The following is a 25,347-nucleotide window of genomic DNA, read 5'->3' on the forward strand; positions in this document are numbered from 1 at the left end:
AGGTACGGGCATGTCCGTAGACGGGTGGAGCAGGCTCCTGGTGCTGGGCGGGATCCGCTCCGGCAAGTCCGAGTTCGCCGAGTCACTGCTTAAGGACGTAGCTTTTGTCCGTTATGTCGCCACAGCGACAACCGACCCGGACGACCCCGAGTGGACGGCCCGGATCGACGCGCACCGGCTCCGCCGGCCGGCGGGCTGGACCACCGAGGAGGCCAACGCCGACCCGTCCCGGCTCGCCGAACTGATCACCGGTGCCGGTCCGGGCGACACGCTGCTCGTCGACGACCTCGGCGGCTGGGTGACCGTGCTGCTCGACCCGGCGCACCAACCCGCCGACGACGTCGCCACCATCGACGAACTCGGCACCGCGATCCGGAACTGCCCGGCCCGACTGGTGCTGGTCAGCCCCGAGGTCGGGCTGTCGACGGTGCCGGTCACCCCGCTCGGCCGGGCCTTCGTCGACGCGCTCGGCACCACGAACCGGGCGGTCGCGGACGCCTGCGACGCCGCGGTCCTGGTGATCGCCGGTCAACCGGCCTGGATCAAGATCGAGGAGGACCGGCCGGCGCCGGCTCCGACCGGCGCCGACCAGCCGGGGGTACCGGCCCAGCCCGACCGTGGCGCCGCCGACCGTGGCGGCGCCGGACAGGCCGCCCCGGCCACCTCCGCCTGGACCGACGTGGTCGACGCGATGCCGCAGGTACTCCGCCCGACCCTCGTACCGGCACCCCAGGACGAGCCGGCCCCGGCGTCGACCGCGACGGGCTGGACCGCGCCGACCATGGCGCTGCCGATGGTCGCCACCGGCCTGGTCATCCAGGCCGGGATGGACCTGCCGATGCCGGACGAGTACGCCGGCCCCGCCGCCCTCGACCGGCTCGGCACGCTGGACCTGCCCGGCAGCGGCCTCGGCCACCTGGACCGGGTCGTCTCGTTCGCCGCCGCCACGCAGGGTACGGCCACGCCGCGCCCCTGGCGGTCCGCCCGGGTACTGCTGCTGCACGGCGACCACACCGGCGGTGCCGCCGCCGGCACGGTGCCCGGCGAGTCCGCCCGCCGGGCCGAGCAGGCCCGTCAGGGCATCGGGCCGATCGCCCGGCTGGCGGCCGAGGCGGGCGCCAGCCTCCAGGTGGTCGAGGCGCCGCTGTCCCGGCCCGCCGAGGAGGGCCCCACGCTCACCGTCGACGAGGTCGAGGCGGCCCTGCGCTACGGCTGGCGACTCGCCGAGGAGGCGGCGGAGGCCGGGGTGGACCTGCTGGTCCTGGCCGCCTGCGGGGACGGCGCCGATGCCGCCGCGGCCGCCGTACTGGCCGCCACGTCGGGTGCCGAACCCGCAGCGGTACTCGGCCGGGTGGTGGCGCTCGGCGGGCAGGTGGACGACGCGGCCTGGATGCGGCGCTGCGCCGCCGTCCGGGACGCGATGCACCGCACCCGGCGTAGTCCCCGGGACGCCAAGGACATCCTGGCCGAACTCGGCGGCGGTGACGTGGCGATCGCCACCGGCGTGCTGCTCGGTGCGACGGCCCGGCGTATCCCGGTGCTGCTGGACGGGCCGGTCGGAGTGGCGGCCGGACTGGTCAGCCGGGACCTCGCCGGCCAGGCCCGACACTGGTGCCTGCTGCCGGACCACGGCGACCATCCGGCTGTCAAGCTCGGTGCCGACGTGCTCGACCTGACTCCGCTGCTGGACCTGCGACTCGGGCTCGGCGAGGGTGCCGCCGCGCTGGCCGCCCTGCCGCTGCTGCGCTCCGCGCTGACCCTCGCCAGCACCCTGCCGGTGCACCCGACCCTGGCCACCGAGCAGCCCGACGAGATGCCGGGGCAGACCCCGGACGAGGCGCGGACCCCCGGCGACGCCCACCCGCCGGTACCGGACCCGGCCGAGCCGTGGGCGCCCGAGCCGGCATCCGACGAGCCGGCGACCGACGACGGCCCCGCTGCCCCGGACGACGACGGCAACCATGCCGGCAGCCGGGACGACGACGCGCTTCCGCCGGTGCCGGACCCGGCCGAGCCCTGGGCCCCCGGACCCGCCGACGACCGGCCCGGTGCCGGCGACAACCCGGAGGACGACCGGGAGTTCGTCGAGCCGACGCCGGCCGGTCCCGGCCCGACCACCGTCCCGGAAAACACCGCCACCCTCCCGGGAAACACCGCCACCGTCCCGGAAGGCACCGCCACCCTCCCGGAGGACACCGGCACCGTCCCGGAAGGCACCGGTACCGGAGCCGCAGGCGGGCGGGACGGCGGGCGGCGGGACGGCGCCACCGTGCCACCGGGTGCCTGAGGGCCGGCTCGCGGCCGGCGGCCGGCTGGCCCTGACCACGTTCACCGTCGCGCCGCTGCGGGCCGGTCGGGTCGACCGCGCCACCGCCGGTACGGCGATGAGCCTCGCCCCGCTGGTCGGCGCGCTGCTCGGGCTGCTCCTCGCCGGAGTGCTCGGCGGGCTGGGCGCGCTCGCCCCGCCGCTGGTCGCCGGTGGCGTGACCGTGGCTGCGGCGGCCCTGCTGACCCGGGGACTGCACCTGGACGGGCTGGCCGACACCGTGGACGCGCTCGGGTCGTACCGCTCGGGGGAGGCGGCGCTGCGGATCATGCGGCAGCCGGACGTCGGCCCGTTCGGGGTGACCGCGCTGGTCCTCGTACTCCTGCTCCAGGCGGCGTCGTTCGCGGCGCTGGCCGGGCGGCCGTGGCCGGCGCTGCTCGCGGCGCTGGCCGCCGGTGCCGCGACCGGACGGCTGGCGGTGAGCTGGGCCTGCCGGCGTGGTGTCCCGGCGGCCCGCCCGGAAGGGCTCGGCGCGCTGGTCGCCGGCACCGTCGGCCCGGTCACGCTGCTCGGGCTCTCCGCCGGGGTGGCGCTGCTCGCCGCGCCGGCGGTACCGGACCGCCCGTGGCAGGGGCCGCTCGCGGTGGTCGCGGCGCTGGCCGGCACGCTGCTGCTGGTCCGGCACGTGGTGCGCCGGCTCGGCGGCATCACCGGCGACGTGCTCGGCGCCGCCGTCGAACTCGGCAGCACGCTGTTCTACCTCGGGGTCGTGCTGACCGGCTGACCGGACGGGGCGTTCGCGGGTAGCGTTCGCGAATAGGACACCAGCACGAGTACCAGGCCTTACAAGGCGGTCGAGCGGGGGACGCGATGCTCATCACGGACGATTTCCTGCCCGTGCCGGTTCCAGAGTCGTTGACCGCGACCTACCTGGTGCCGACCACCGGCCAGGTCGATCCGGCGCCGGCCGAGGCGGTGGCGGCCCTCGGCGGCCGGCTCTCCGGGCCGGTGCACGACCTGGCCCGGCAGATGCTGGACAGCCCGCTGATGACCGTCGACACCCGGCCGATCGCCGAGTTCCCGCACCTGCCGCCGGACCTGCTCACCGCGTTCGGGGCCACCAACACCCAGCTGGCCCGGCTGGCCGCCGCCACCGACCTGGTGGTGGTGCAGGCCAGCTACCGGCCCGGCTGGCCGCCCGCGCACGAGTGGGCGGCCCGGACCGTCGCCTGCGCCGTCGCGGAGTCGCTCGGCGCCGACGTGGTGGACGTGTTCGCGTTGCAGTTCCTCGACCCGGCCGCCGCGCTGCGTTCGCTGCCGGACGCCGAGGGCCGGGTACGCCTGATCGACTGGGTCCTGGTGCCGTACTCCTCGGACGACGACGGGCTCTGGTTCACCACCAAGGGACTGCGCCGGTTCGGGCTGCTGGAGTTGCAGGCGCAGGGGGTGCCGACGCACCTGACCCGGGCCTGGGGCGCGGTGATGACCGGGGTGGCCCGACGGCTGCTCCGGGCCTGGACCGACGGGCTCACCGACAGCGAGGTGCCGGCCTTCGTGCAGCTGCCGGTGGTCACCTCGGTCAGCGGGCACGACATCGCGGTGGCGTACGGCAACCCGCAGCAGCACGACACCACCGGACCGGCGGCGCTGCGGCTGGAACTCGACCCGGCCACCGACCCGGACGCCGACTCGTTCCTGACCCTGCTGCCCCCGGTCGGCCATCCCGGCCCGCCCGGCCGGTACTTCGCCGCGGTCTGCGCCGCCCTGTTCGGTGCCACCGCCCAGTCCGACGTCCGGTACGCCCGCCCCGACGACGCGATGGCCCGGGCGATCACCACCGCCCGGGACGGGTTGCCCGGGATCCGGGAGCGGTTCCTCGCCGGCAACCTGCCGGAGGGGGTGCAGCTGCTGGTCAAGTACGGCCTGCCGACCGACGAGGGGCCGGAGTTCGTCTGGGCCGGCGTCACCTCGTGGGCGGATCCGGACCGGATCGTCGGGGCCAGCGCGAGCGACGCCACGGCGGATCCGTCGGTCCGGATCGGCCAGCCCGTCGTGGTGGACGCCGTCGACGTGGTCGACTGGGCCCTGCTGGACGGCAGCGGGGTGATCGAGGGCGGCTGGACGCAGGCCGTGCTCGACGCCGGCGACCGCTCCCAACGCTGATCCGACACCCGGGGCGTCGGGCGGCTACTTCACGGACGGTTGCACGAAGGGGGGCCGGACCACCCGCACCGCCGCGCGCCGGCTCCGTACGTCGACGGCGACCTCGTCGTCCTGGCCCAGCCCGGCGGCGGTGTCCAGCAGGGCGAGGGCGATCCCGGCCTTCCGGGTCGGCGAGAAGGTGCCGCTGGTGACCGTGCCGACCGGGGTGCCGTCGGCGGCGAGCACCGCCATCCCGGGGCGCGGGATGCCCCGGTCCAGTGCCAGCAGCCCCCACAGGGTGCGCCGGGGTCCGGCCGCCTTCTCGGCGAGCAGCGCGTCCCGCCCCCAGAACGCCGGCTTGTCCCAGCCGACCGCCCAGCCCGCCCGGGCCTGCACCGGGGTGATCTCCGGGGAGAGGTCCTGGCCGTGCAGCGGGTAGCCCATCTCGGTCCGCAGGGTGTCCCGGGCGCCCAGCCCGCAGGCCCGGATCCCGTACGGCTCACCGGCGGCCAGCAGCGCGTCCCAGAGCGTGCCCGCCGCCTCGGCCGGCACCACCAGTTCGTACCCGTGCTCGCCGGTGTAGCCGGTCCGGCAGACCACCAGCGACACGAGGTCGCCGGCCGGGGTGGCCGCCCCGGCGGCGGAGAAGCCGAGTTCGGCGCTGGAGAAGCTCATGTACCCGTGTCCGGTGGGCAGTCCGAGGGTGCCGAGCAGTTCGGCGGAACGCGGCCCCTGCACGGCCAGTACGGCGTACGACTCGTGCTCGTTCGTCACGGTGATCCCGGCCGGGGCGGCGGCGCGGAGCCGGCGTACCACCTCGGCGGTGTTGGCGGCGTTCGGGATCAGGAAGACGTGCTCGGGGCCGTACAGGTAGGCGATGATGTCGTCGACCACCCCGCCGGTCGCCTCGTCGCAACAGAGCGTGTACTGCGCCCGTCCCGGCCCGATCCGCCCCAGGTCGTTTGTCAGGCAGGCGTTGACGAAGTCGGCCGCACCGGGGCCGGTGACCCGGGCCTTGCCCAGGTGGGAGACGTCGAACACACCCACGCCGGTACGCACCGCGGTGTGCTCCCGCAGCACTCCGCCGCCGGCGTACTCCAGCGGCATGGACCAGCCGCCGAAGGCGGCGAACTTGGCGCCGAGCGCGGCGTGCCGCCCGTGCAGCGGCGAGTGGCGGAGCGCGTCGGCGGGAGGTTCCGGGGGCTCGCCGGTCACCTGGGTCGGGTCGGTCATGGGTCGCAACCTACCTGCGATCCGGCGCGTCGATAGCATCGGCGGGACCCGTCGGCAGACCGTCGGCGGGACAGCCCGTCCGTCCGGCCTGTAAGTTGCGCCGGAGACCACAACGCCCGGCCGCAACCAGGCGGCCGGCCACGCCTGTCCGGAGCCGCGCAGTGACATCGCCCAGCACCAGCCTCAGCCTGGTCGACACCGACCCCGCCGAACTCGCCGTCGACGCCGTCGTCATCGGGTTGCACAGTCAGACGGTGGAGGCGGCGGAACCCGTCGCCGGGTTCGCCGGGACCCTGCTGCTCGCGACCGGTGCGGAGAGCATCGCCGCGGCGTTCGACGGCCGGCTGACGGAGACGCTGGCGCTGCTGGGCGCGACCGGCAGTCCCGGCGAGGTGGTCAAGCTGGCCACCCTGGGCACCGTCAGCGCGCCGCTGGTCGCCGCCGTCGGGCTCGGTCCCGAACCGACCGGTGCCGCCCCGGGCCCGGAGACGCTGCGCCGGGCCGCCGCCTCGGCCGTCCGGGCGCTGGCCGGCGCCGAGCGGGTCGCGCTGACCCTTCCGCTGCCGGACGACGAGGACGCCCCGGCCGCGCTGCGGGCCGCCGCCGAGGGTGCGCTGCTCGGGGCGTACCGGTTCGCCGGGTACAAGACCCGGCCGCAGCCGACCCGCCGCCCGGCGGTGGCCTCGGTGGCGGTGCACGTGCCGGACGCCGCCGACGAGCGGGCCCAGGCGGAGATCACCCGGGCCGGCGTGGTGGCCCGGGCGGTGGCCCGGACCCGGGACTGGGTGAACACGGCACCCAACGAGCTGCGCCCGCCGTCCTTCGCCGACGCGGTGGCGGCTGCCGCCCGGGAGGTCGGGCTCGGCGTGGAGGTCCTGGACGAGCAGGCGCTGGCCGACGGCGGCTACGGCGGCATCCTGGCCGTCGGGCTCGGCTCGGCGGCGCCGCCCCGGCTGGTGAAGCTCTCCTACGTCCCGGCCGGAGCCGGATCGGACGGGTCGGACGGGTCGGTGCGGCGGGTCGCGCTGGTGGGCAAGGGGATCACCTTCGACACCGGCGGCGTGTCGATCAAGCCGTCCCAGGGCATGTGGGAGATGAAGTCCGACATGGCCGGCGCGGCGGCGGTCGCCGCCACCATGCTGGCGGTCGCCGAACTGAAGCCGGCGGTGGCGGTGACGGCGTACCTGCCGATGGCCGAGAACATGCCGTCGGCGACCGCCTACCGGCCGGGTGACGTGGTGACGATGTACAACGGCAAGCGGGTCGAGGTGCTGAACACCGACGCCGAGGGCCGGATGGTGCTCGGCGACGCGATGGCCCGGGCCTGCGAGGACGGCTGCGACTACCTGGTGGAGACCTCCACGCTGACCGGCGGCCAGGTGGTCGCGCTGGGCAAGCGGGTGGCCGGGGTGATGGGCAGCACCGAGCTGTGCCGGCGGGTCCAGCAGGCCGGTGACGCGGCCGGCGAGCCGACCTGGCCGATGCCGCTGCCGGACGACGTCCGGAAGGGAATGGACTCCGAGGTCGCGGACATCTCCCAGGTGAACGCGTCGATGGACCGGGCCGGGCACATGCTCCAGGGTGGGATCTTCCTGCGCGAGTTCGTCGCCGACGAGGTGCCGTGGGCGCACATCGACATCGCCGGGCCGAGCTACCACTCGGGCGAGGCGACCGGGTACTGGTCCAAGGGCGGCACCGGGGTGCCGGTGCGTACCCTGCTGGAGCTGGTCGACGACATCGCCGCCAACGACTGACGCCGAGACCCCGCCGGCCCCGTACGGACGGGGTCGGCGGGGTCTGTAGCGCCCCGGCCGGATCGCCCTGGCCGGCGGGCTCGGGCCGTCAGCCGGCCGCTCGGGCCGGCAGTCGATGGCGGTGGGGTGGCCCGTCAGCCGGCGGCGCGGCGCTTGCGGCGCTCGTTGAAGTCCCGCATCCGCTGCGGATAGCCGACCAGCCGCACGTCGTAGACCGGGATCGCCATCTTGTGCGCGAACCGCCGGGCGCCGTCCGGGCCGTCGATCCGGCGCCGGGTCCACTCCCCGTCGTGGGCGATCAGCATGACGGTGGTCTCGGTCACGGTCGTCCGAGGCTCGATGAACGCCTCGACCCCGCGCTTCGACCGGACGAACTGTTCAAGATGGTCGAGGTCCGCACGGCTTGCGGGACGATCACCCGCGGCGACGACCACCTTCTTGCGTCGGCGAAACCAGGCCAACCCGACCCTCTCCTCCCCGGCACTGCCGCCCCGCGACGAAACTGGCGACTTGGGCAAGCGTACGTCCCGACTACGTGTCCTTGGGCACCTCGGTACGCGGCCCGCTGCCACTAGTGACAAGATGACCGAGGTGGGCGCTCCCCGGTCCCGACTCTGGCGCTCGGAGAGAAGTCCACGCCCCGCCGGCCGGAAGATCCCGGTCGGAGGCGGCGGTATGCCCGGTTGACCGGCATCACCCTCGTAGCAGCGACGCGACCTGGGAGTTAACTGTGAGCGAGCCGAACGGCGGAACGTTCGACGTCGTCATCCTCGGAGGTGGCAGCGGCGGGTACGCGGCGGCGCTGCGCGCCGCCCAACTGGACCTCTCGGTCGTGATGATCGAGAAGGGCAAGGTCGGCGGCACCTGCCTGCACAACGGCTGCATCCCCACCAAGGCGCTGCTGCACGCGGCCGAGATCGCCGACCAGACCCGCGAGTCGGAGCAGTTCGGCGTCAAGGCCGAGCTGGTCGGCATCGACATGACGGGCGTCAACTCGTACAAGGACGGCGTGATCTCGCGGCTCTACAAGGGTCTGCAAGGGCTGATCAAGAGCGCCAAGATCACCGTGGTCGAGGGCGAGGGGAAGCTCGTCTCCGCCGACACCGTCGAGGTGGACGGCACCCGCTACACCGGCCGGAACATCGTCCTGGCCACCGGCTCGTACGCCCGGACCCTGCCCGGCCTGGAGGTCGACGGCGAGCGGGTGATCACCAGCGATCACGCGCTGACCCTGGACCGGGTGCCGACCTCGGCGATCGTGCTCGGCGGCGGCGTGATCGGCGTCGAGTTCGCCAGCGTCTGGAAGTCCTTCGGGGTCGACGTCACGATCATCGAGGCGCTGCCCCGGCTGGTCGCCGCCGAGGACGAGGAGTCCTCCAAGGCGCTGGAGCGGGCGTTCCGCAAGCGCGGCATCGCCTTCAAGACCGGCAAGCGGTTCGAGAAGGTGGAGCGCACCGAGTCCGGCGTCAAGGTCACCATCGAGGGCGGCGACACCTTCGAGGCCGAGCTGCTGCTGGTCGCGGTCGGCCGTGGGCCGAACACCGCGAACCTCGGCTACGAGGAGCAGGGCGTCAAGCTCGACCGGGGCTTCGTGGTCACCGACGAGCGGCTGCGCACCGGAGTGCCGAACGTGTACGCCGTCGGCGACATCGTGCCCGGCCTCCAGCTCGCGCACCGGGGCTTCCAGCAGGGCATCTTCGTGGCCGAGGAGATCGCCGGCCAGAACCCCGCCGTGATCGACGAGAACGGCATCCCCCGGGTCACCTACTCCGACCCGGAGCTGGCCTCGGTCGGGCTCACCGAGGCCCGGGCCAAGGAGCAGTACGGCGCCGAGAAGGTGAAGACCTACAACTACAACCTCGGTGGCAACGGCAAGAGCCAGATCCTCAAGACGGCCGGCTTCGTCAAGCTGGTCCGAGTCGACGACGGTCCCGTGGTCGGCCTGCACCTGGTGGGTGCCCGGGTCGGCGAGCTGGTCGGGGAGGCGCAGCTCATCTTCAACTGGGAGGCGTACCCGGCCGAGGTGGCGCAGCTCGTCCACGCCCACCCCACCCAGAGCGAGGCGCTCGGCGAGGCCCATCTGGCCCTGGCCGGCAAGCCGCTGCACGCACACGCCTGACCACGAAATCTCCGCGCCGCCCGGCGACCAACCGGGCCAGGATCGCACAGGCCACGAAGGAGTCTTGAAAGATGCCGGTATCGGTCACCATGCCCCGGCTGGGCGAGAGCGTCACTGAGGGCACCGTCACCCGGTGGCTCAAGCAGGAGGGCGACCGGGTCGAGGTCGACGAGCCCCTGCTCGAGGTCTCCACCGACAAGGTCGACACCGAGATCCCCTCCCCGGCGGCCGGCGTGCTGGCCCGGATCGTGGTGAGCGAGGACGAGACCGCCGAGGTCGGCAGCGAGCTGGCGGTGATCGACGGCGACGGCGAGTCGGGCGGCGAGTCCGCACCGGCCCAGCCGGAGCAGGCCGAGGCGGAGCCCGCGCAGCAGGCCGAGGCCGAGCCGGCGGAAGCTGCCCCGCAGGCCGAGGCTGCCCCGCAGGCGGAAGCGGAGCCCTCCGACCAGCAGGAGCGGGCCGAGCAGCCGGAGCCGGAGACGGTCTCGGCGCAGACCGCGCCGGCCGGCGACTCGGGCACCGTGCTGAAGATGCCGGCGCTGGGCGAGAGCGTCACCGAGGGTACGGTGACCCGCTGGCTCAAGGAGATCGGCGACACCGTCGAGGCCGACGAGCCGCTGGTCGAGGTCTCCACCGACAAGGTGGACACCGAGATCCCCTCCCCGGTCGGCGGCACCCTGCTGGAGATCCGGGTCGGTCAGGACGAGACCGCCCCGGTCGGCGCCGACCTGGCGGTGATCGGCGCCCCCGGCGGCGCCGCCCCGGCCGCCGAGCCGGAGCAGCAGCCCGAGCCGGAGCAGAAGGCAGCGAAGCCGGCCGCCGAGCCGGAGCCGAAGGCCGAGAAGCCGGCTGCCGAGCCGGAGCCCGCGAAGGCGGCGGCGGAGCCGGCCGGTGCGTCGTACCAGACCCCGGCGCCGGAGACCGAGCGTTCCGCGCAGCCGGCCCGGACCGAGCAGGCCGCCCAGCCGGCGTCGCGCGGTGCGGCGGGAACGCCCGCTCCGGCCCCGTCCGGCGAGAACGGCGCCGGCTACGTCACCCCGCTGGTCCGCAAGCTCGCCAGCGACCAGGGCGTCGACCTCTCCACGGTCAGCGGTACCGGGGTCGGTGGCCGGATCCGCAAGCAGGACGTACTCGAGGCGGCGGAGCGGGCCCGCGCGGCCGCACAGGCCCCGGCCGCCCAGCCGGCCGCGCCGGCCGCCGCTCCGGCTGCCAAGGCCGAACCGAGCCCGCTGCGGGGCAGCACCCAGAAGCTGCCCCGGATCCGCGCGGTCATCGCCCGCCGGATGCAGGAGTCGCTGCACGAGATGGCGCAGCTCACCACGGTCGTGGAGGTGGACGTCACCCGGATCGCCCGGCTGCGGGCGCAGGCCAAGGACACCTTCCTGCAACGGCACGGGGTCAAGCTGTCGTTCCTGCCGTTCTTCGCGCTGGCCGCCGTCGAGGCGTTGCAGACCTACCCGGTGGTCAACGCCCGGATGGACCTCGAAGGTGGGACGATCACCTATCCGGAGGCCGAGCACCTGGGCATCGCCGTGGACACCGAGCGCGGCCTGATGGTGCCGGTGATCCACAACGCCGGTGACCTGAACCTGGCCGGGATCGCCCGCCGGGTCGCCGACCTGGCCGAGCGGACCCGGACCAACAAGATCAGCCCGGACGAGATCGCCGGGGCCACCTTCACGCTGACCAACACCGGCAGCCGGGGCGCGCTCTTCGACACCCCGATCGTGCCGGCGCCGCAGTCGGCGATGCTCGGCACCGGCGCGGTGGTGAAGCGCCCGATGGTGGTCAACGACCCGCAGCTCGGCGAGGTCATCGCGGCGCGCTCGATGATCTACCTGGCACTCTCCTACGACCACCGGCTGGTCGACGGCGCCGACGCCGCCCGGTTCCTGACCGCCATCAAGGAGCGGCTGGAGGCCGGCCAGTTCGAGGCCGAACTCGGGCTCTCCTGAGTAGCAGCGTTCGCACCGCGCGGGGCGTCCGGCCGTCGGCCAGGCGCCCCGCGCGGCATTTCCGCCGGTGCCCGTCTACGGCGACGCGGGCAGGGCACCGGCGCCCGATCGGGGTGCGATCCGAGCCGGGCCGGGCGGAATGGGCGAAGATACGAGGATGCGAATCCTGATCGCCGGTGCGTCCGGCTGGCTCGGCACCCGCCTGACCGACCAGCTCCGGGCGGCGGGTCACGACGTCGTCCGGCTGGTCCGGCGCCCCACCCGAGATGCCGACGAGGTGCGCTGGGATCCCGGCGCCGGCCAACTCGACCCGGCGGCCCTGGCCGGCGCCGGTGCGGCGGTGAACCTGGCCGGCGCCAACATCGGCGACCGCCGCTGGACCCAGGGCTTCAAGGAGGTACTCCGGTCCAGCCGGGTCGACAGCACCGGCACACTGGCCCGGGCGCTCGCCGCGCTACCCGTCGAACAGCGTCCCCGGGTGCTGTTGAACGGCTCGGCGATCGGCTGGTACGGCGACACCGGCGACCGCCCGGTCGAGGAGGGTGAGCCGGCCGGCGACGGCTTCATGGCCGACCTGTGCCGGGTCTGGGAGGCGGCGACCGCCCCGGCCGAGCAGGCCGGGGTACGCGTGGTGCGGCTGCGTACCGGCCTGCCGCTGGAGCACACCGGCGGGCTGCTCAAGCCGCAGCTGCTACCGTACCGTCTCGGGATCGCGGGCAGGTTCGGCAGTGGCCGGCAGTGGATTCCGTGGATCTCGATGGCCGACTGGCTGGCGGCGACCACCTTCCTGCTGGACCGCGAGGACATCGCCGGCCCGGTGAACGTGGTCGGACCGGCACCGGTGACGAACGCCGAGTTCACCAGGGAGTTGGGCCGGCTGCTGCACCGGCCGACGGTGATGCCGGTGCCCGCGGTCGCGCTGCGGGTCCTGCTCGGCGAGATGTCGGCCGAGCCGCTGCGCAGCCTCCGGGTAATGCCCGGGGTGCTGAACCGGGCCGGCTTCGAGTTCCGGCATCCCGACCTGCGCAGCGCGCTGGAAGCGGCCCTGCCCGACCGCTGAGCCCCCACTCCGGCCGGCGGCGGCGCCGTGCGGCCCGGTGGCGGCGGTGACGCGGGGCCCGCCCGCCGGTCGGACGGACGGACCCCGCGCCGGCCGGTCAGCAGTCCCGCAGTTCCGGGGACTGGTTGCGGATCTGGGCCAGCGGCGAGACGAACCGCTGGTACGTCGTCCCGCCCACCGCCCCGAGCCGGAACGCGGCCACCCGGTGACAGTTCTGGAACGCGAGGCGTACCCCGAAGTGGCGTTCCAGTCCGCCCCGGATGGCGTCGCTGGCCAGCGCCCGGAGCAGTTGACCGCGTTCCGTCTCGCTCGGCGGCGGCACGGCGTGGTCGGCGTAGTCGGCCGTGCCGGCGTGCACCCGGGCCGAGACCTCGGAGACCACCGCCCAGGCGTACGGCAGGGACCGCCGGACGCAGTCGACGAACTCCTCGTCGTCGACCTGGCCGGCCTCGGCCCGTTCGAGCAGTGCGGTGGGTACGTCCAGGGACATCGTGCTCCTCCTGTCGTAGATTCGACCCGGGCCGGACGACCCGGACCGGCGGTGCGACTCGCCGGACGGTGGCGCCGTTCTGTCGAGCGCCACCACCCGGGCGGCGGTGTCAGTGCACCGGGGTCTGCGGGCCGGGTACGTAGTCGGGGTCCACCTGGCCGGCCAGGTCCTCGCCGACCCGGTCGTTGGCCCAGGCGAGGGCGTTGCGCCGGTGGAACTCGACCGCGTGCCGCCGGAAGGTGGCCCAGTCCTGCACCTGGGCGTCGACGGTGGCCCGGAGCAGGTCGAGGGCGGCCCGGTTGGCCGGCTCCAGGGTGTGCACCGGGGCCGGCGCGCCCCGTTCGGCGCTCCGGACGTAGTCGGAGCGGGTCAGCCAGGTGAGCAGGTCGGCGCCGACGTGCTGGCGCAGGAACTCGACGTCGGAGGAGTCGTCGACCTTGTTGCCGACCACGTGCACCCGGATGCCGTACTCGCGGGCGTAGCCGGCGTACTGCCGGTAGACGCCGACGCTGCGCAGCGTCGGTTCGCAGACCAGGAAGGTGGCGTCGAACCGGGTGAACAACCCGGAGGCGAACGAGTCGGCCCCGGCGGTCATGTCCACCACGACGTACTCCCCGGGGCCGTCGGTCAGGTGGTTGAGCAGCAGTTCCACCGCGCCGACCTTGCTGTGGTAGCAGGAGACGCCGAGGTCGTCGCTGCCGAACGGCCCGGTCACGGCGAGCCGCACTCCGGCCACCTCGCGGACCACCGCCGCGTACACCGGGTTGTCGCCGTCGACCGGCAGCAGCCGGGAGCCACGGCCGGGCGGGGTGGTCTTGACCATCGCCGCGGCCGAGGAGATCCGCGGGTTGTCGCCGCGCAGGTACTCCTTGATCTCCGGAAGGTGGTCGCCGAGCGTCGGCAGCCGGGCCGCCTCCGCCTCGGTGGCGCCGAGCGCGGTCCCGAGGTGCTGGTTGATGTCGGCGTCGATGGCGAGCAGCGGCGGCGGGCCGCCGTCGGCCGGGTCCGCTGCGGCGAGGTGCCGGGCGAAGAGGGCGGCCAGGGTGGTCTTGCCACTGCCGCCCTTGCCGACGAACGAGATTTTCACGGTACGGGTCCTCCGGTGCACTCTGCGACGTTAATCCAATTGGAAATCATTTCCGTGAGATCAGTCAAGTTGACCACTTCCTCGGCGTGTCGGGGCCGGGTTGGTAACCTCCGGCCCGTGCCGCTCTCCCCGCCCGCACTCGCCGGGCCGACCCCACCCCCGTCGCCCCCGCCCTCCGGTGCCGGCCGGATCCGCCGCCGGACCGACCTGCTCGTCGCGCTGGTCGCGATCGTCGGCGCGGGCTGGGTCACCAGCGGCCTCTGGCTCGACCCGAACGGGCGGGCGATCACCGTCAACTCCAGCGACCAGGCCCTCTTCGAATGGCTGCTCGCCTACGGCGCACACGCCCTCACCCACGGGCAGAACCCGTTCTTCACCGACCTGGTGAACGTGCCGGACGGGGTCAACCTGGCCGTCAACACCTCGGTCACCGTCTACGCCGTCGTCTTCGCCCCGCTCACCTACACCGTCGGCGCCCCGGCCACCTTCCTGGTGATCCTCACCGGCAACATCGCCGCCACCGCCTTCGGCTGGTACTGGCTGCTCTCCCGCAAACTCCTCCGGAACACGGCGGCGGCGGTCCTCGGCGGGCTGTTCATCGGCTTCGCGCCCGGCCTCGTCGCGCACGCCAACGCGCACCTGAACTGGAGCGCCGGCTGGGTCGTCCCGATGCTGCTCTGGGGCGTACTCCGGCTGCGTCAGCCCGGCCGGTGGCTACGCAACGGGCTGCTGCTCGGGCTGCTGGTCGCGGTCGCCTTCTCGATCGCCGCCGAGGGACTCTTCTTCACCGCGCTGGCCTGCGCGGTCTTCTTCGGCACCTGGGCCACCGACCGGCACCGTCGGGCCGAGGCACGGGCCGCACTGCCGGACTTCCTGCGCGGGCTCGGCGTCACCGCACTCGTGGCGTTCGCGCTGCTGTCGTATCCGCTCTGGCTGCACTTCCTCGGCCCGCAGCGGTTCCACGGCACCGGCTTCGACCCGGTGATCCACGCCGAGGACATCGCCGCGTACGGGGCGTACCCGCAGCGCTCCCTGGCCGGCGAACTCGGGCTGGGCACCTCGCTGGCGCCGAACCCGACCGAGGAGAACTCCTTCCTCGGGCTGCCCCTGCTGCTCCTGGCCGTGGTCTGCTTCGTCGTGCTGTGGCGACGCACCGACCCGACCCGCCGGGCCACGCTGCGGGCGATCGGGGTGACCACACTGGTCTTCGCCGTACTCTCCTGGGGTCCCCGGGTGAAGATCTTCGGTACCCACACCGACGTGCCGCTGCCGTACGCCCTGCTCGGGCACCTGCCGGTCTTCAACGCCGCCCTGCCGTCCCGGCTCGCCCTGGTGGTGGGACCACTGGTCGGGCTGCTGCTGGCACACACCGTCGACCTGCTCCGCGCCGGGCGGGACAGCCGACAGGCCGAAGCGTCCCCCGGAGGAGCCGGCCCGGTCTCCGGAGGGGCCGCCCCGCCGTCGGGTCGGGCGCGGGCCGGCTGGCTGGCCGGATTCGCCGTGGCACTCCTGCCGCTGCTGCCGGTGCCGCTGCTCACCAGCGCCCGGGAGCCGATCCCGGAGTTCGTCACCGCCGGCACCTGGCGGCAGTACGTCTCCCCCGGCGGGACGCTCACCCCGCTGCCGCTCACCCTCGACCTGGCTCCGGACGGGCAACGCTGGCAGGCGTACGCGCTGAGCCACCGGCAGGGCGAGTTCGGCATCCCGTCCGGCTTCTTCCTCGGCCCCGGCGGGCCGGACGGCCGGGGCCGGATCGGGCCGGTGCCCCGGGCCACCGACGCGCTGCTGTTGCGGGTGGCCGAGACCGGCGAACGGCCGGTGATCACCGACGCCGACCGGGCCGCCGCCCGAGCCGACCTGCGCTACTGGCGGGTCGAGGCGGTGGTGCTCGCCGACCGGGTACACGGCGCCAAGTTCCCGATCCACACCGACGCGCTGCTCGACGTCACCACCGCACTCCTCGGCCCTCCGGAACGGGTCGCCGACGTCCACCTCTGGCGCCTCCCGCCGGAGCGCGCCTCGTGATCAGAGGTAGCCGCCGGCCGGCCCAGAGCAGGCCGGCTGCTACCTGATCACGTGACGGCCGGATGTGCCGCGACGATGCCGAGGGTGAAGGCGGTGGCTACGAGGGCGAGCATCAGCAGCGCCACCCGGCGGAACCGGCAGGCCAGTCCCGGCAGTTCGGCCGGCAGGGCGAAGACCCGGCGCGGCCAGCCCCGCCAGGAGACCCACCAGAACAGGCCGGTGGCGGCGGCCAGCAGCACCGCCTTGGCGGCGACCAGCGCCCACCAGCCGGCCGGCCGCTCCCCGGCCAGCAGCACCAGGCCGAGCCCGCTGCCCCAGAGCACCCCGATCAGCCCGACCACCGGCCACCGGTTGCCGTGCGCCAACACCCGCTGCGCCTCCTCCACCCGCTGCGCCGCTGTCGGTCCGTCGGGGTCGGTGGCGAGCATGCGGGGCAGTTTCGGCGCCACCACGAAGAGGCTGTAGGCCATCGAGCCCAGCCAGAGCGCCGAGACCCCGACGTGCAGCAGGATCGTCATGATCAGCAACGTCTCCATCGGGGCATCATCCCCGCCCCGCGCCTGGCCGGCGCACCCGTGAGCCCCGTCATGAGCCCGGTCAGCCCGGCGTTGCGCCCGGCCAGCCCAGCATCGAGCCGGCCACCGGCACTGCCGGCTCGGCGGTGAGCCCTGCCACGAAGCGGAGCGACTCGCCGGTAGCGAACTAAGCTGGAGCGGTGACCAGCACTGTTGCCGGGTTGACCAGCGTCCGACTCGGGACCGTCGACTATCTGGCGGCCTGGGACGAGCAACGTCGGGTACACGAGGCGGTGGTCGCCGGAGAGCGGCCGGACACCGTACTCCTGCTCGAACATCCGAACGTCTACACCGCCGGCAAGCGCACCGAGCCCTGGGACCGGCCGATGGACGGCACGCCGGTGATCGACGTCGACCGGGGCGGCAAGATCACCTGGCACGGGCCGGGGCAGCTCGTCGGCTATCCGATCCTCAAGCTTCCGGGGGCGGACACCGGGCTGCCGGTGGACGTCGTCGCCTTCGTCCGGCGTACCGAGCAACTGCTGCTCGACGTCTGCGCCGAACTCGGACTGTCCAGCGTGATGCTGGTGGAGGGGCGCAGCGGCGTCTGGGTGCCCGCCGACGAGCGCGGGCCGGAACGCAAGGTGGCCGCCATCGGCATCCGGGTGGCCCGGGGCGTGACCCAGCACGGGTTCTCGATCAACTGCGACTGCGACCTGGCGGCGTACGACCGGATCGTCGCCTGCGGGCTGCGCGACGTCGGCGTCACCTCACTCAGCGCCGAACTGGGCCGCCCGGTCACCGTCGCCGAGGTCCTCCCGGTGGTCGAACGCCACCTCCCCGCCCTGCTCCCCTGAGCCATCCACCCTCCGGCAGCCAGATCTGGCGCCGCAGCCAGATCTTGACGACTTGTTGCGGTCGGAACGACCAGAAGTCGTCAAGATCTGCCTGCGATCCGTTCGTGCCGGGCAGCGCGGTCAGGGAGTGAGGCGGTGCAGGTCGCGGGGGAAGGCGGTGACCTCGCGGACATTGCCGGCCCCGAGCAGCCGGGCCACCAATCGCTCCAGCCCGATCGCGAAACCGCCGTGCGGCGGCATGCCGTGCCGGAACGCGTCCAGGTAACCGGCGTACGGCTCGACGGGTTCGCCCCGCTGCGCCAGCGCGGACAGATAGTCGGCGTACCGGTGCAGCCGCTGCCCGCCGGTGACCAGCTCCACTCCCCGGAACAGCAGGTCGAACCCGTTCGAGTACTCCCCCGCCGGCCCGCCGGACGGCGGGTCGTCGGTGGCCGGGTGCGTGTAGAAGGGGCGTTTCGCCAGCGGATAGCCGGTGACGAAGAGGAAGTCGGAGCCGTGCTCGACCCGCGCCCACTCGCCGAGTGCCCGCTCGTGCGCCGGGGCGAGGTCGGGCTCGTCCGGCGGCGCTCCCGCGATCGCCAGCGCCTCGGCGAAGTGCACCGCCGGAATCTCCACCGGCACGACCGGGATCCGCGCGGGTGCGTTCGGACGGTCCGCGAGTCCGTCCAGCATTCCGGCGAGTACGTCGCGGAGCAGCCGCATCACGTCCCGGTGGTCGGTGACGAAGCCGAACTCGACGTCCAGCGAGGTGTACTGCGCCAGGTGCCGGGTGGTGTCGTGCGGCTCGGCCCGGAACACCGGCCCGACCTCGTAGACCCGTTCCAGCACCCCGACCAGCATCTGCTTGTAGAACTGCGGGGACTGGGCGAGATAGCCGGGCCGGCCGAAGTAGTCCAGGGCGAAGACGTTCGCGCCGCTCTCGGTGGCGGCGGCGACGATCTTCGGGGTGTGCACCTCGACGAAGCCGAGCCCGTCCAGGGTGGCCCGGAAGCCGGCGACCAGGGCGGCCGAGATCCGCAGCGCCGCCGAGCGGCCGGGATGCCGTAACGCCACCGCCGCGTGGTCGAGCTGGGTGGGCAGGGCCGCGGTCAGCTCCGGGCGGTACACGTCGAACGGTGGTGGCACGGCGGGGTCGCCGAGTGGGCGTACCGTCGGGTCGACCAGCTCGACCCCGGCGGGCGCGGCGGGGTTGCCGACCGCCCGGCCGGTCACCTCGACCACCGACTCCTCGGGCAGCTCGGCCAGCCGGGCCCGCAGGCCGGCGTCGGTCACCACCACCTGGGCCAGCCCGGCGGCGTCCCGCAGGATCAGGAACGTCACCGACTTGAGCTGCCGGCGGCGGTGTACCCAGCCGGCGACGGTCACCGCGCTGCCGACCCGCGCGGGCAGCGACGTGGAAAGGACCCGTGGCACCTGGTTGCACCCCTGTCGTGTGTCGCGGCACGTCCGAGGCGGAACGCGCCGTGAAGGCCCCGGGGGATGTGGGCGAGCGGGAACTCGCGGTGCCACCACACCTTCACCACCGGCGGTGTCACGGCCGGCGGCCTCGTTCGCGGTCCCTGACGCGGGCCGGTCGGCGGGTTCTACTGGGCGTGGGTACGCCGTTCTTCCCGCAGCTCGGGAGGGTCTTCCCAGCCCGGTCGGAGATCACCTTCCAGCAGCTCGGTGACTCTCTGGACTCCGGTGGTCGGGCTGGTACTCGGCTCCGTCGACGCTCTGCCCCGGAGCCTAGCCGGCCCCGCCGCCACGCCGACAACAGATTTTCGGGTACGCCGTGGCCGGGGGCAGGTCGGACGGCGAGCGACGGCGTGAGTGGTATCACCTGGTCCGGCACGTGAGTCCGGTCGCTGCCGGTCGATCGGTCGAAGCCTGGCGCGTAGGCTCGGATTCGTGACCATCGAGCACTCCGCGCCATCCTCCGCCGCCGAAGCCGGAGGGGTGGGCGTCGTGACCGCACCGGAGATCCGTCCCGGCCATCCCGTCGCGCCGGAGGGGCGCCGGCTGCTGCGGGTCGAGGCCCGCAACGCGGCGACGCCGATCGAGCGCAAGCCGCCGTGGATCAAGGTCAAGGCGAAGATGGGCCCCGAGTACACCCAGCTCCGTGGGCTGGTCTCCCGGGAGGGGCTGCACACCGTCTGCCAGGAGGCCGGCTGCCCCAACATCTACGAGTGCTGGGAAGACCGGGAGGCGACCTTCCTGATCGGCGGTGACCAGTGCACCCGCCGGTGCGACTTCTGCCAGATCGACACCGGCAAACCGGCCGACTTCGACGCCGACGAGCCGCGCCGGGTCGCCGAGTCCGTGGTCGCGATGGGTCTGCGGTACGCCACCGTCACCGGGGTGGCCCGGGACGACCTGCCGGACGGCGGTGCCTGGCTCTACGCCGAGACGGTCCGGCAGATCCACGCGCTGACCCGCCGGGACGGCGTCGGTGGCGCCGGGACTGCCGACGGGGTCGACCCGACCGCCGACGGCACCCTGGACGGGCTGTCGCACTGCGGGGTCGAGCTGCTGATCCCGGACTTCACCGGCAACCCGGACCAGCTCGCCGAGGTCTTCGGTGCCCGCCCGGAGGTGCTGGCGCACAACGTCGAGACGGTACCCCGAATCTTCAAGCGGATCCGGCCCGCGTTCCGCTACGAGCGCTCGCTCGACGTGCTCACCCAGGCCCGCGCCGCCGGGCTGGTGACGAAGTCCAACCTGATCCTCGGGCTCGGCGAGGAGCGTGCCGAGATCTCCCAGGCGCTGCGCGACCTGCACGCGGCCGGCTGCGAGCTGGTGACCATCACGCAGTACCTGCGCCCGACGCCCCGGCACCACCCGGTCGAGCGGTGGGTGCGCCCGGAGGAGTTCGTGGAGCTGCGCGAGGAGGCCGAGGAGATCGGCTTCGCCGGGGTGCTGAGCGGGCCGCTGGTGCGCTCGTCCTACCGGGCCGGCCGCCTCTACCGGCAGGCCGTCGAGGCGCGCGAACTGCCGGCCGCCACCGCCGCCCGGTAGCCCAGGACCAGAACCATCGGGTACGCCGGAAACGGTCTTCCGCCCGTCCTTCCACCTTCACCCGGCTCGTGCACGCTCGGCCCCGGCAGGGCAGGCCCCGGCTTGGCTACGCCCCGTGACGAACCGGAGGCCGACCTGTCGCAGCGGGTTAGATTTCCGGCCGCCAGCCGGGAGGACCTTGCCGATGACACGTCGAAGGTGATGAATAGAAGCATGACAGCAGCACCCCACACCGTGATCATCGGCGCCGGCCCCGCCGGTCTGACCGCGGCGTACGAGCTGACCAAGCGGAACGCCACCGTCGACGTGTTCGAGGCCGACGACGTGGTGGGCGGGATCAGCCGTACCGTCGAACGTGACGGCTGGCGGTTCGACATCGGCGGGCATCGCTTCTTCACGAAGGTCCCCCAGGTCGAGGCGCTCTGGCACGAGATCCTGCCCGCCGAGGACTTCCTGCTCCGTCCCCGGATGAGCCGGATCCACTACCAGGGGAAGCTGTACGACTATCCGCTCAAGGCCGGCAACGCGCTGCGCAACCTCGGCGTCGTCGAGGCGCTGCGCTGCGTCGGCTCGTACCTCTGGGCCAAGGTCTCGCCGCCGAGGGACCAGTCGCACCTCGCCGGCTGGGTGACCGCCCGGTTCGGCCGGCGGCTCTTCGAGCACTTCTTCAAGACCTACAACGAGAAGCTCTGGGGTGTGCCGGCGACCGAACTCTCCGCCGACTGGGCGGCGCAGCGGATCAAGAACCTGTCGCTGTCGAACGCGGTACTCAACGCGCTGCTGCCCAGGCGCAACCAGAAGGACATCACCAGCCTGATCGAGGAGTTCAACTATCCCAAGTACGGCCCCGGGATGATGTGGGAGCGCTGCGCCGAGCACGTCGAGAAGCGCGGCGGCCGGGTCGCGCTGAACACCGGGGTCACCGCCGTGCACCGGGCCGGCGGGCGGGCGGTCGCGGTCACCGTCGACGGGCCGGACGGGCAGCGCCGGGTCGACGCCGACCACGTCGTCTCGTCGATGCCGATCTCCCAGCTGGTGCTGGCGATGGACCCGCCGGCCCCCGCGGAGGTACGCACCGCCGCGCAGGAGCTGTTCTACCGCGACTTCCTGACCGTGGCGCTGGTGGTGCCGGCCGAGTTCAGTTTCCCGGACAACTGGATCTACATCCACTCCCCGGAGGTGCAGGTCGGCCGGATCCAGAACTTCGGCTCCTGGTCGCCGTACCTCGTCAAGGACGGGCGGACCTGTCTCGGGCTGGAGTACTTCCTCAACATCGGCGACGAGCTGTGGAACAGCCCGGACGCCGACCTGGTGGCGCTGGGCACCGCCGAACTGGAACGGCTCGGCCTGGTCCGCCCCGGCTCGGTCGAGACCGGCTACGTGGTGCGGATGCCGCGGGCGTACCCGTTCTACGACTTCGGCTACAAGGCGAACGTGGCGACGATCCGGGACTGGCTCGCCGCCGAGGTGCCGAACGTGCACCCGGTCGGCCGCAACGGGATGCACCGCTACAACAACGCGGACCACTCGATGATGACCGCGCTGCTGTCGGTGTCGAACATCCTGGACGGCACCGACCACGACGCCTGGACGGTGAACGTGGAGGAGGAGTACCACGAGGAGAAGGGGCCGGGCGAGCACGGCACCGGCCGGGCCGCCCCGGTCCTCCCCCGCACCCCCGTCCCGGGCCAGGTCGGTTAGGAAGGGCCCCCGCTACCACAGAAAACGATAAGCGGGGGCCCTTCCTTACACGTCGTCGTGGGGCTCAGGGTTGAGCAGGCCGAGCCGGTGCGCGACCGCCGCCGCCTCGATCCGGTTCGCCACGTCCAGCTTGGCGATGATCCGGGAGACGTGCACGCTCGCCGTCTTCGGCGAGATGTAGAGCCGCTGCGCGATCCGGCTGTTGCTGTGCCCCTCGGCGACCAGCCGCAGCACCTCCTGCTCCCGGGCGGTGAGCAGTTCGGTGCCGGGCGCCGCGCCGGGCGCGGGCCGCAACCCGAGCCGCCGGGCCAGCGTCGCCGCCTGCTCCCCGAGGGGTACGGCCGCAAGCTCGCCCGCGACCGCCGCCGCCTCCTCCAGCGCCTCCGCCGCCAGCGTCCGGTCCCCGGCCGAGGCAGCCGACTCGGCCAGCCCGTACAGGGCCCGGCCGAGCGGATAGCGCTGGCCGTCGACCCGCCAGGCGGCCACGGTCTCCCGCCAGCACGGCACCGCCTCGGGCCCGGTGGCGAGCGTCGCCGTCACCTGGGCCGCGTACGCCTGCTCGGCCGGGTACCGGACGGCCACCCCGCCGGCCGCCGACCGTACCCGCTCGGCGAGTTCCCGGTCGCCGGCCGTGCTGGCGGCCCGGGCGGCGGCGGCCAGCGCCGGCCAGGCGTACCGGGGGTCGGTTTCGAGCGGCCGGCCGAGCAGGGTCCGGGCGGCCTCCACGGCCAGCGGTACGTCCCCGGCGGCCAGTGCCGCCGCCACCCGCAGCTCGTACAGCGGCAACTCCAGCGGCAGGTACGGCCGGCGCAGGAAGCCCAGCGCCCGGGCGACCAGCTCGTCGGCGCCCGCCTGCCCGCGGGCCAGCCGCAGCCCGGCCCGCAACTGCAACCAGTGGTAACTGTTGATGCCGGGCAGGTCGAGCCGGGCCGCCTGCCCGCACAACTCGTCGGCCTCGTCCCAGCGGCCGAGCGCGATCAGTGCCTCGGCCTGGTTGGAGAGCAGGAACGCGCCGGTGGAGCGGCTGATCCCGAACCGCCTCGCCTCGGCGTACCCGGTGGCGGCGGCCTCGGCCGACTCGGCGTACCGGCCGACCTCGCAGAGCGCGTCGGAGCTGACCACCAGCGCGGTCACCAGGGCGGCCGAGTCACCCGCCGCCCGGGCCAGGTCGACCGCGCGGCGCAGGTCGGCAAGCGCGGCGTCCGGCGAGACCGCCCGGCTGCACACCCAGCCGGCGGCGAGCGTCGCGCTCAGCACCGCGTCCTCGTCGGCGAGTGTGGTCGCGGCGGCCACCGCCTCGGCGGCGATCCGCCCGCCCTCGGCCCGGTCCACCCGGGCGACCTGGAAGGCGATGTCGGCCAGCAACCGCACCCGCTGCGGGTCACCGTCCACCTCCGCGACCAGCGCGTACGCCTCGCGCAGGTCGTCGGCGCCGTCGGACTTGCCGAGGATCCGCAGCAGCCGGCCGCGCAGCACCCGCACCCGGGCCGCCCGCACCGGTTCGGCCGCGGCGTCCAGCTCGGCGAGCAACGCCCGGGTCAGCGCCAGCGCCCGGCTGTAGTCGCCGGCGGTCGAGGTCGCCGAGAGGGTCGCCTCCAGCAGTGCCACGTGGTCCCGGCCGAGCAGCTCCGCCGGGTCCGGCACCTGCTCCCAGAGTTCGAGTACCCGCTCCAGCAGCCGCCCCTGCTCGGCGTACGCGTACCGGGAACCGGCCGCCTCGGCGGCGGCCCAGGCGGCGGTGAGGGCCCGGGGGTAGTCGTGTGCCGCGTACCAGTGGTGGGCCAGTTCGGTCGGGGCCCGCCCGTCGGCGACGAGCTGCGGCTGCGCCTCGATCGCGGCGGCGTACCGGGCGTGCAGCCGGGCGTGCTCGCCGGGGAGCAGGTCCTCGTGCACCGCCTCGCGGACCAGCGCGTGCCGGAACTCGTAGCCGCCGTCCGGGTCGGCGACCACCAGCTGGGCGGCGACGGCGGCCCGGAGCGCCTCCTCCAGCTCGGTCTCCGGCACCCCGGCCACCTCGGCGAGCAGTTCGTGCGCGATCCGGGTACCGCCGGCGCCGGCGATCCGGAGGACCCGCTGGGCCGACTCGGGCAGCCGGTCGACCCGGGCCAGCAGCAGGTCGCGGAGCGTGTCCGGCAGGTCGGCGCAGCCGCTCGGGTCGCTGGCGGCGGCGAGTTCCTCGACGAAGAACGGGTTGCCCTGGGTCCGGCCGTGGATGGTGTCGATAGCCCGGTCGCTCGGCTCGTAGCCGAACAGGTCGGCCAGTACCTGACCGGTGCCCTCCCGGTCCAGCCGGTCCAGTTCGAGTCGCTCGACGCCCCGGGCCCGGTCCAGTTCGGCCAGGAAGGGGCGGAGCGGATGCCCCCGGTGCAGCTCGTCGGAGCGGTAGGTGCAGATCAGCAGTACCCGGGCCGGCCGGACCGCGCGGGCGAGGAAGGAGATCAGGTCCCGGGTCGACCGGTCGGCCCAGTGCAGGTCCTCGATCACCAGCACCAGCGGGCGCTGCGCGGCGAGCCGGGTGAAGAGCCCCGCCACCAGCTCGAAGAGGTAGCCCCGGTGCGGGTCCAGGGAGAGTCCCGGCCCGTCGGAGGCGGTCCGGGTGTCGGCGCCGGTCGGCACGCCCTGGAGCCGGGCCAGTTCGGGCAGCAGGCGGGCGAACTCCCGCTCGTACCCCTCGAAGGCCGCCGCCCCGTCGCGGCGCAGCACCTGGCGGAGCGCGGCGGCGAACGGCGCGAAGGGCAGACCCTGCTCGCCGAGTTCCAGGCACTGCCCGACGAGGAGCTGGCTGCCGTCGGCGCCGGCCTGCCGGCCGAACTCCTCGATCAGCCGGCTCTTGCCGACACCGGCCTCGCCGCCGACGAGCAGCGCGACCGGCTCGTCGGCCCGGACCCGCTTGAGCGCGTCGTGCAGGACGGCGAGTTCGGACTGGCGGCCGACGAGAACGCTGCTGGCGGCACGAGTGGTCACGGCTTCGAGGATGCCACGCCGGGCGGAATCCCCGAAGATCCGAACTCCGCTCCCGGTCCCGCCGCCGGGGTGGGGACCGGAACCGTCGCCGGTCTGGCGACCGGTCCCGCCGCCACCGGCCGCCGGACCGGGGACACCGGCCGCCCCCGAGGCATCGGCCGGGGTGCTGTCGGTCCGGTCGG

General features: G+C 74.1%; 17 protein-coding genes and 1 pseudogene. 11 read left to right on the forward strand and 7 right to left on the reverse strand.

Annotation, left to right across the window (positions count from 1 at the left end; genetic code table 11):
• Window positions 1–10: 10 nt before the first annotated feature.
• The 3 genes and pseudogenes from O7626_RS23820 to O7626_RS23830 form a co-directional block, all read left to right on the forward strand.
• Window positions 11–2,119 (forward strand): annotated as a pseudogene (locus O7626_RS23820) (bifunctional adenosylcobinamide kinase/adenosylcobinamide-phosphate guanylyltransferase); the annotation flags it as partial.
• Window positions 2,120–2,279: 160 nt separating this feature from the next.
• Entirely contained in the window at window positions 2,280–3,050 is a 771-nt protein-coding gene (locus O7626_RS23825; protein ID WP_278063331.1) for an adenosylcobinamide-GDP ribazoletransferase, read from the forward strand.
• An 86-nt stretch (window positions 3,051–3,136) separates the two neighbouring features.
• Window positions 3,137–4,429, forward strand: coding sequence for a DUF2314 domain-containing protein (locus O7626_RS23830; RefSeq protein WP_278063332.1), 1,293 nt, complete (start codon window positions 3,137–3,139; stop codon window positions 4,427–4,429).
• 24 nt (window positions 4,430–4,453) lie between these two features.
• Here the strand turns inward: O7626_RS23830 and gcvT are convergent, their stop codons facing one another.
• A complete protein-coding gene (gene gcvT / locus O7626_RS23835) occupies window positions 4,454–5,641 on the reverse strand; it encodes a glycine cleavage system aminomethyltransferase GcvT (protein ID WP_278063333.1) in 1,188 nt (395 codons plus the stop codon).
• A gap of 161 nt (window positions 5,642–5,802) precedes the next feature.
• On the opposite strand from gcvT, the gene O7626_RS23840 reads away from it, so the two are divergent.
• On the forward strand, window positions 5,803–7,395 hold the full coding sequence (locus O7626_RS23840; protein WP_278063334.1) for a leucyl aminopeptidase: 1,593 nt from the start codon (window positions 5,803–5,805) through the stop codon (window positions 7,393–7,395).
• Window positions 7,396–7,529: 134 nt separating this feature from the next.
• Here O7626_RS23840 and O7626_RS23845 read toward each other — a convergent pair whose 3' ends face one another.
• Entirely contained in the window at window positions 7,530–7,829 is a 300-nt protein-coding gene (locus O7626_RS23845; RefSeq protein WP_278066285.1) for a hypothetical protein, read from the reverse strand.
• Window positions 7,830–8,125: 296 nt separating this feature from the next.
• Between O7626_RS23845 and lpdA the strand changes: the two genes are divergently transcribed.
• The 3 genes from lpdA (at window position 8,126) to O7626_RS23860 (ending at window position 12,529) form a co-directional block, all read left to right on the forward strand.
• Window positions 8,126–9,514 (forward strand): dihydrolipoyl dehydrogenase, encoded by a 1,389-nt coding sequence (gene lpdA, locus O7626_RS23850; RefSeq protein ID WP_278063335.1) that lies wholly within the window; start codon window positions 8,126–8,128, stop codon window positions 9,512–9,514.
• Between the two features lie 71 nt (window positions 9,515–9,585).
• Window positions 9,586–11,469 (forward strand): 2-oxoglutarate dehydrogenase, E2 component, dihydrolipoamide succinyltransferase, encoded by a 1,884-nt coding sequence (gene sucB, locus O7626_RS23855; RefSeq protein ID WP_278063336.1) that lies wholly within the window; start codon window positions 9,586–9,588, stop codon window positions 11,467–11,469.
• Window positions 11,470–11,626: 157 nt separating this feature from the next.
• A complete protein-coding gene (locus O7626_RS23860; RefSeq protein ID WP_278063337.1) occupies window positions 11,627–12,529 on the forward strand; it encodes a TIGR01777 family oxidoreductase in 903 nt (300 codons plus the stop codon).
• Between the two features lie 97 nt (window positions 12,530–12,626).
• On the opposite strand, the gene O7626_RS23865 is transcribed toward O7626_RS23860, so the two are convergent.
• Complete coding sequence (locus tag O7626_RS23865) at window positions 12,627–13,019, reverse strand: SCO5389 family protein (RefSeq protein WP_278063338.1); 393 nt, start codon at window positions 13,017–13,019, stop codon at window positions 12,627–12,629.
• Between the two features lie 109 nt (window positions 13,020–13,128).
• A complete protein-coding gene (locus O7626_RS23870) occupies window positions 13,129–14,106 on the reverse strand; it encodes an ATP-binding protein (RefSeq protein WP_278063339.1) in 978 nt (325 codons plus the stop codon).
• Between the two features lie 189 nt (window positions 14,107–14,295).
• Here O7626_RS23870 and O7626_RS23875 point away from each other — a divergent pair, with 189 nt between their 5' ends.
• Window positions 14,296–16,131, forward strand: coding sequence for a DUF2079 domain-containing protein (locus O7626_RS23875; RefSeq protein WP_278066286.1), 1,836 nt, complete (start codon window positions 14,296–14,298; stop codon window positions 16,129–16,131).
• A gap of 47 nt (window positions 16,132–16,178) precedes the next feature.
• Here the strand turns inward: O7626_RS23875 and O7626_RS23880 are convergent, their stop codons facing one another.
• Window positions 16,179–16,667, reverse strand: a complete 489-nt coding sequence (locus O7626_RS23880) for a hypothetical protein (protein ID WP_278063340.1) — start codon at window positions 16,665–16,667, stop codon at window positions 16,179–16,181.
• A 179-nt stretch (window positions 16,668–16,846) separates the two neighbouring features.
• Between O7626_RS23880 and lipB the strand changes: the two genes are divergently transcribed.
• Window positions 16,847–17,503, forward strand: coding sequence for a lipoyl(octanoyl) transferase LipB (lipB, locus tag O7626_RS23885; protein ID WP_278063341.1), 657 nt, complete (start codon window positions 16,847–16,849; stop codon window positions 17,501–17,503).
• Between the two features lie 120 nt (window positions 17,504–17,623).
• On the opposite strand, the gene aspS is transcribed toward lipB, so the two are convergent.
• Window positions 17,624–18,916 (reverse strand): aspartate--tRNA(Asn) ligase, encoded by a 1,293-nt coding sequence (gene aspS, locus O7626_RS23890; RefSeq protein ID WP_278063342.1) that lies wholly within the window; start codon window positions 18,914–18,916, stop codon window positions 17,624–17,626.
• A 525-nt stretch (window positions 18,917–19,441) separates the two neighbouring features.
• Here aspS and O7626_RS23895 point away from each other — a divergent pair.
• Entirely contained in the window at window positions 19,442–20,500 is a 1,059-nt protein-coding gene (locus tag O7626_RS23895) for a lipoyl synthase (RefSeq protein WP_278066287.1), read from the forward strand.
• 213 nt (window positions 20,501–20,713) lie between these two features.
• Window positions 20,714–22,201, forward strand: coding sequence for an NAD(P)/FAD-dependent oxidoreductase (locus tag O7626_RS23900; protein ID WP_278063343.1), 1,488 nt, complete (start codon window positions 20,714–20,716; stop codon window positions 22,199–22,201).
• Window positions 22,202–22,246: 45 nt separating this feature from the next.
• Here O7626_RS23900 and O7626_RS23905 read toward each other — a convergent pair whose 3' ends face one another.
• A complete protein-coding gene (locus tag O7626_RS23905; protein ID WP_278063344.1) occupies window positions 22,247–25,165 on the reverse strand; it encodes a helix-turn-helix transcriptional regulator in 2,919 nt (972 codons plus the stop codon).
• Between the last annotated feature and the right edge of the window lie 182 nt (window positions 25,166–25,347).

Source organism: Micromonospora sp. WMMD1102 (genome assembly GCF_029626265.1).
Classification (GTDB): domain Bacteria; phylum Actinomycetota; class Actinomycetes; order Mycobacteriales; family Micromonosporaceae; genus Plantactinospora.

Excerpts from the sequence above, each read along its gene's own strand:
- O7626_RS23860 (WP_278063337.1), top strand. The coding sequence starts at position 11,627 with ATGCGAATCCTGATCGCCGGTGCGTCCGGCTGGCTCGGCACCCGCCTG.
- gcvT (WP_278063333.1), bottom strand. The coding sequence starts at position 5,641 with ATGACCGACCCGACCCAGGTGACCGGCGAGCCCCCGGAACCTCCCGCC.
- O7626_RS23900 (WP_278063343.1), top strand. The coding sequence starts at position 20,714 with ATGACAGCAGCACCCCACACCGTGATCATCGGCGCCGGCCCCGCCGGT.
- sucB (WP_278063336.1), top strand. The coding sequence starts at position 9,586 with ATGCCGGTATCGGTCACCATGCCCCGGCTGGGCGAGAGCGTCACTGAG.
- O7626_RS23880 (WP_278063340.1), bottom strand. The coding sequence starts at position 16,667 with ATGGAGACGTTGCTGATCATGACGATCCTGCTGCACGTCGGGGTCTCG.
- O7626_RS23830 (WP_278063332.1), top strand. The coding sequence starts at position 3,137 with ATGCTCATCACGGACGATTTCCTGCCCGTGCCGGTTCCAGAGTCGTTG.
- O7626_RS23865 (WP_278063338.1), bottom strand. The coding sequence starts at position 13,019 with ATGTCCCTGGACGTACCCACCGCACTGCTCGAACGGGCCGAGGCCGGC.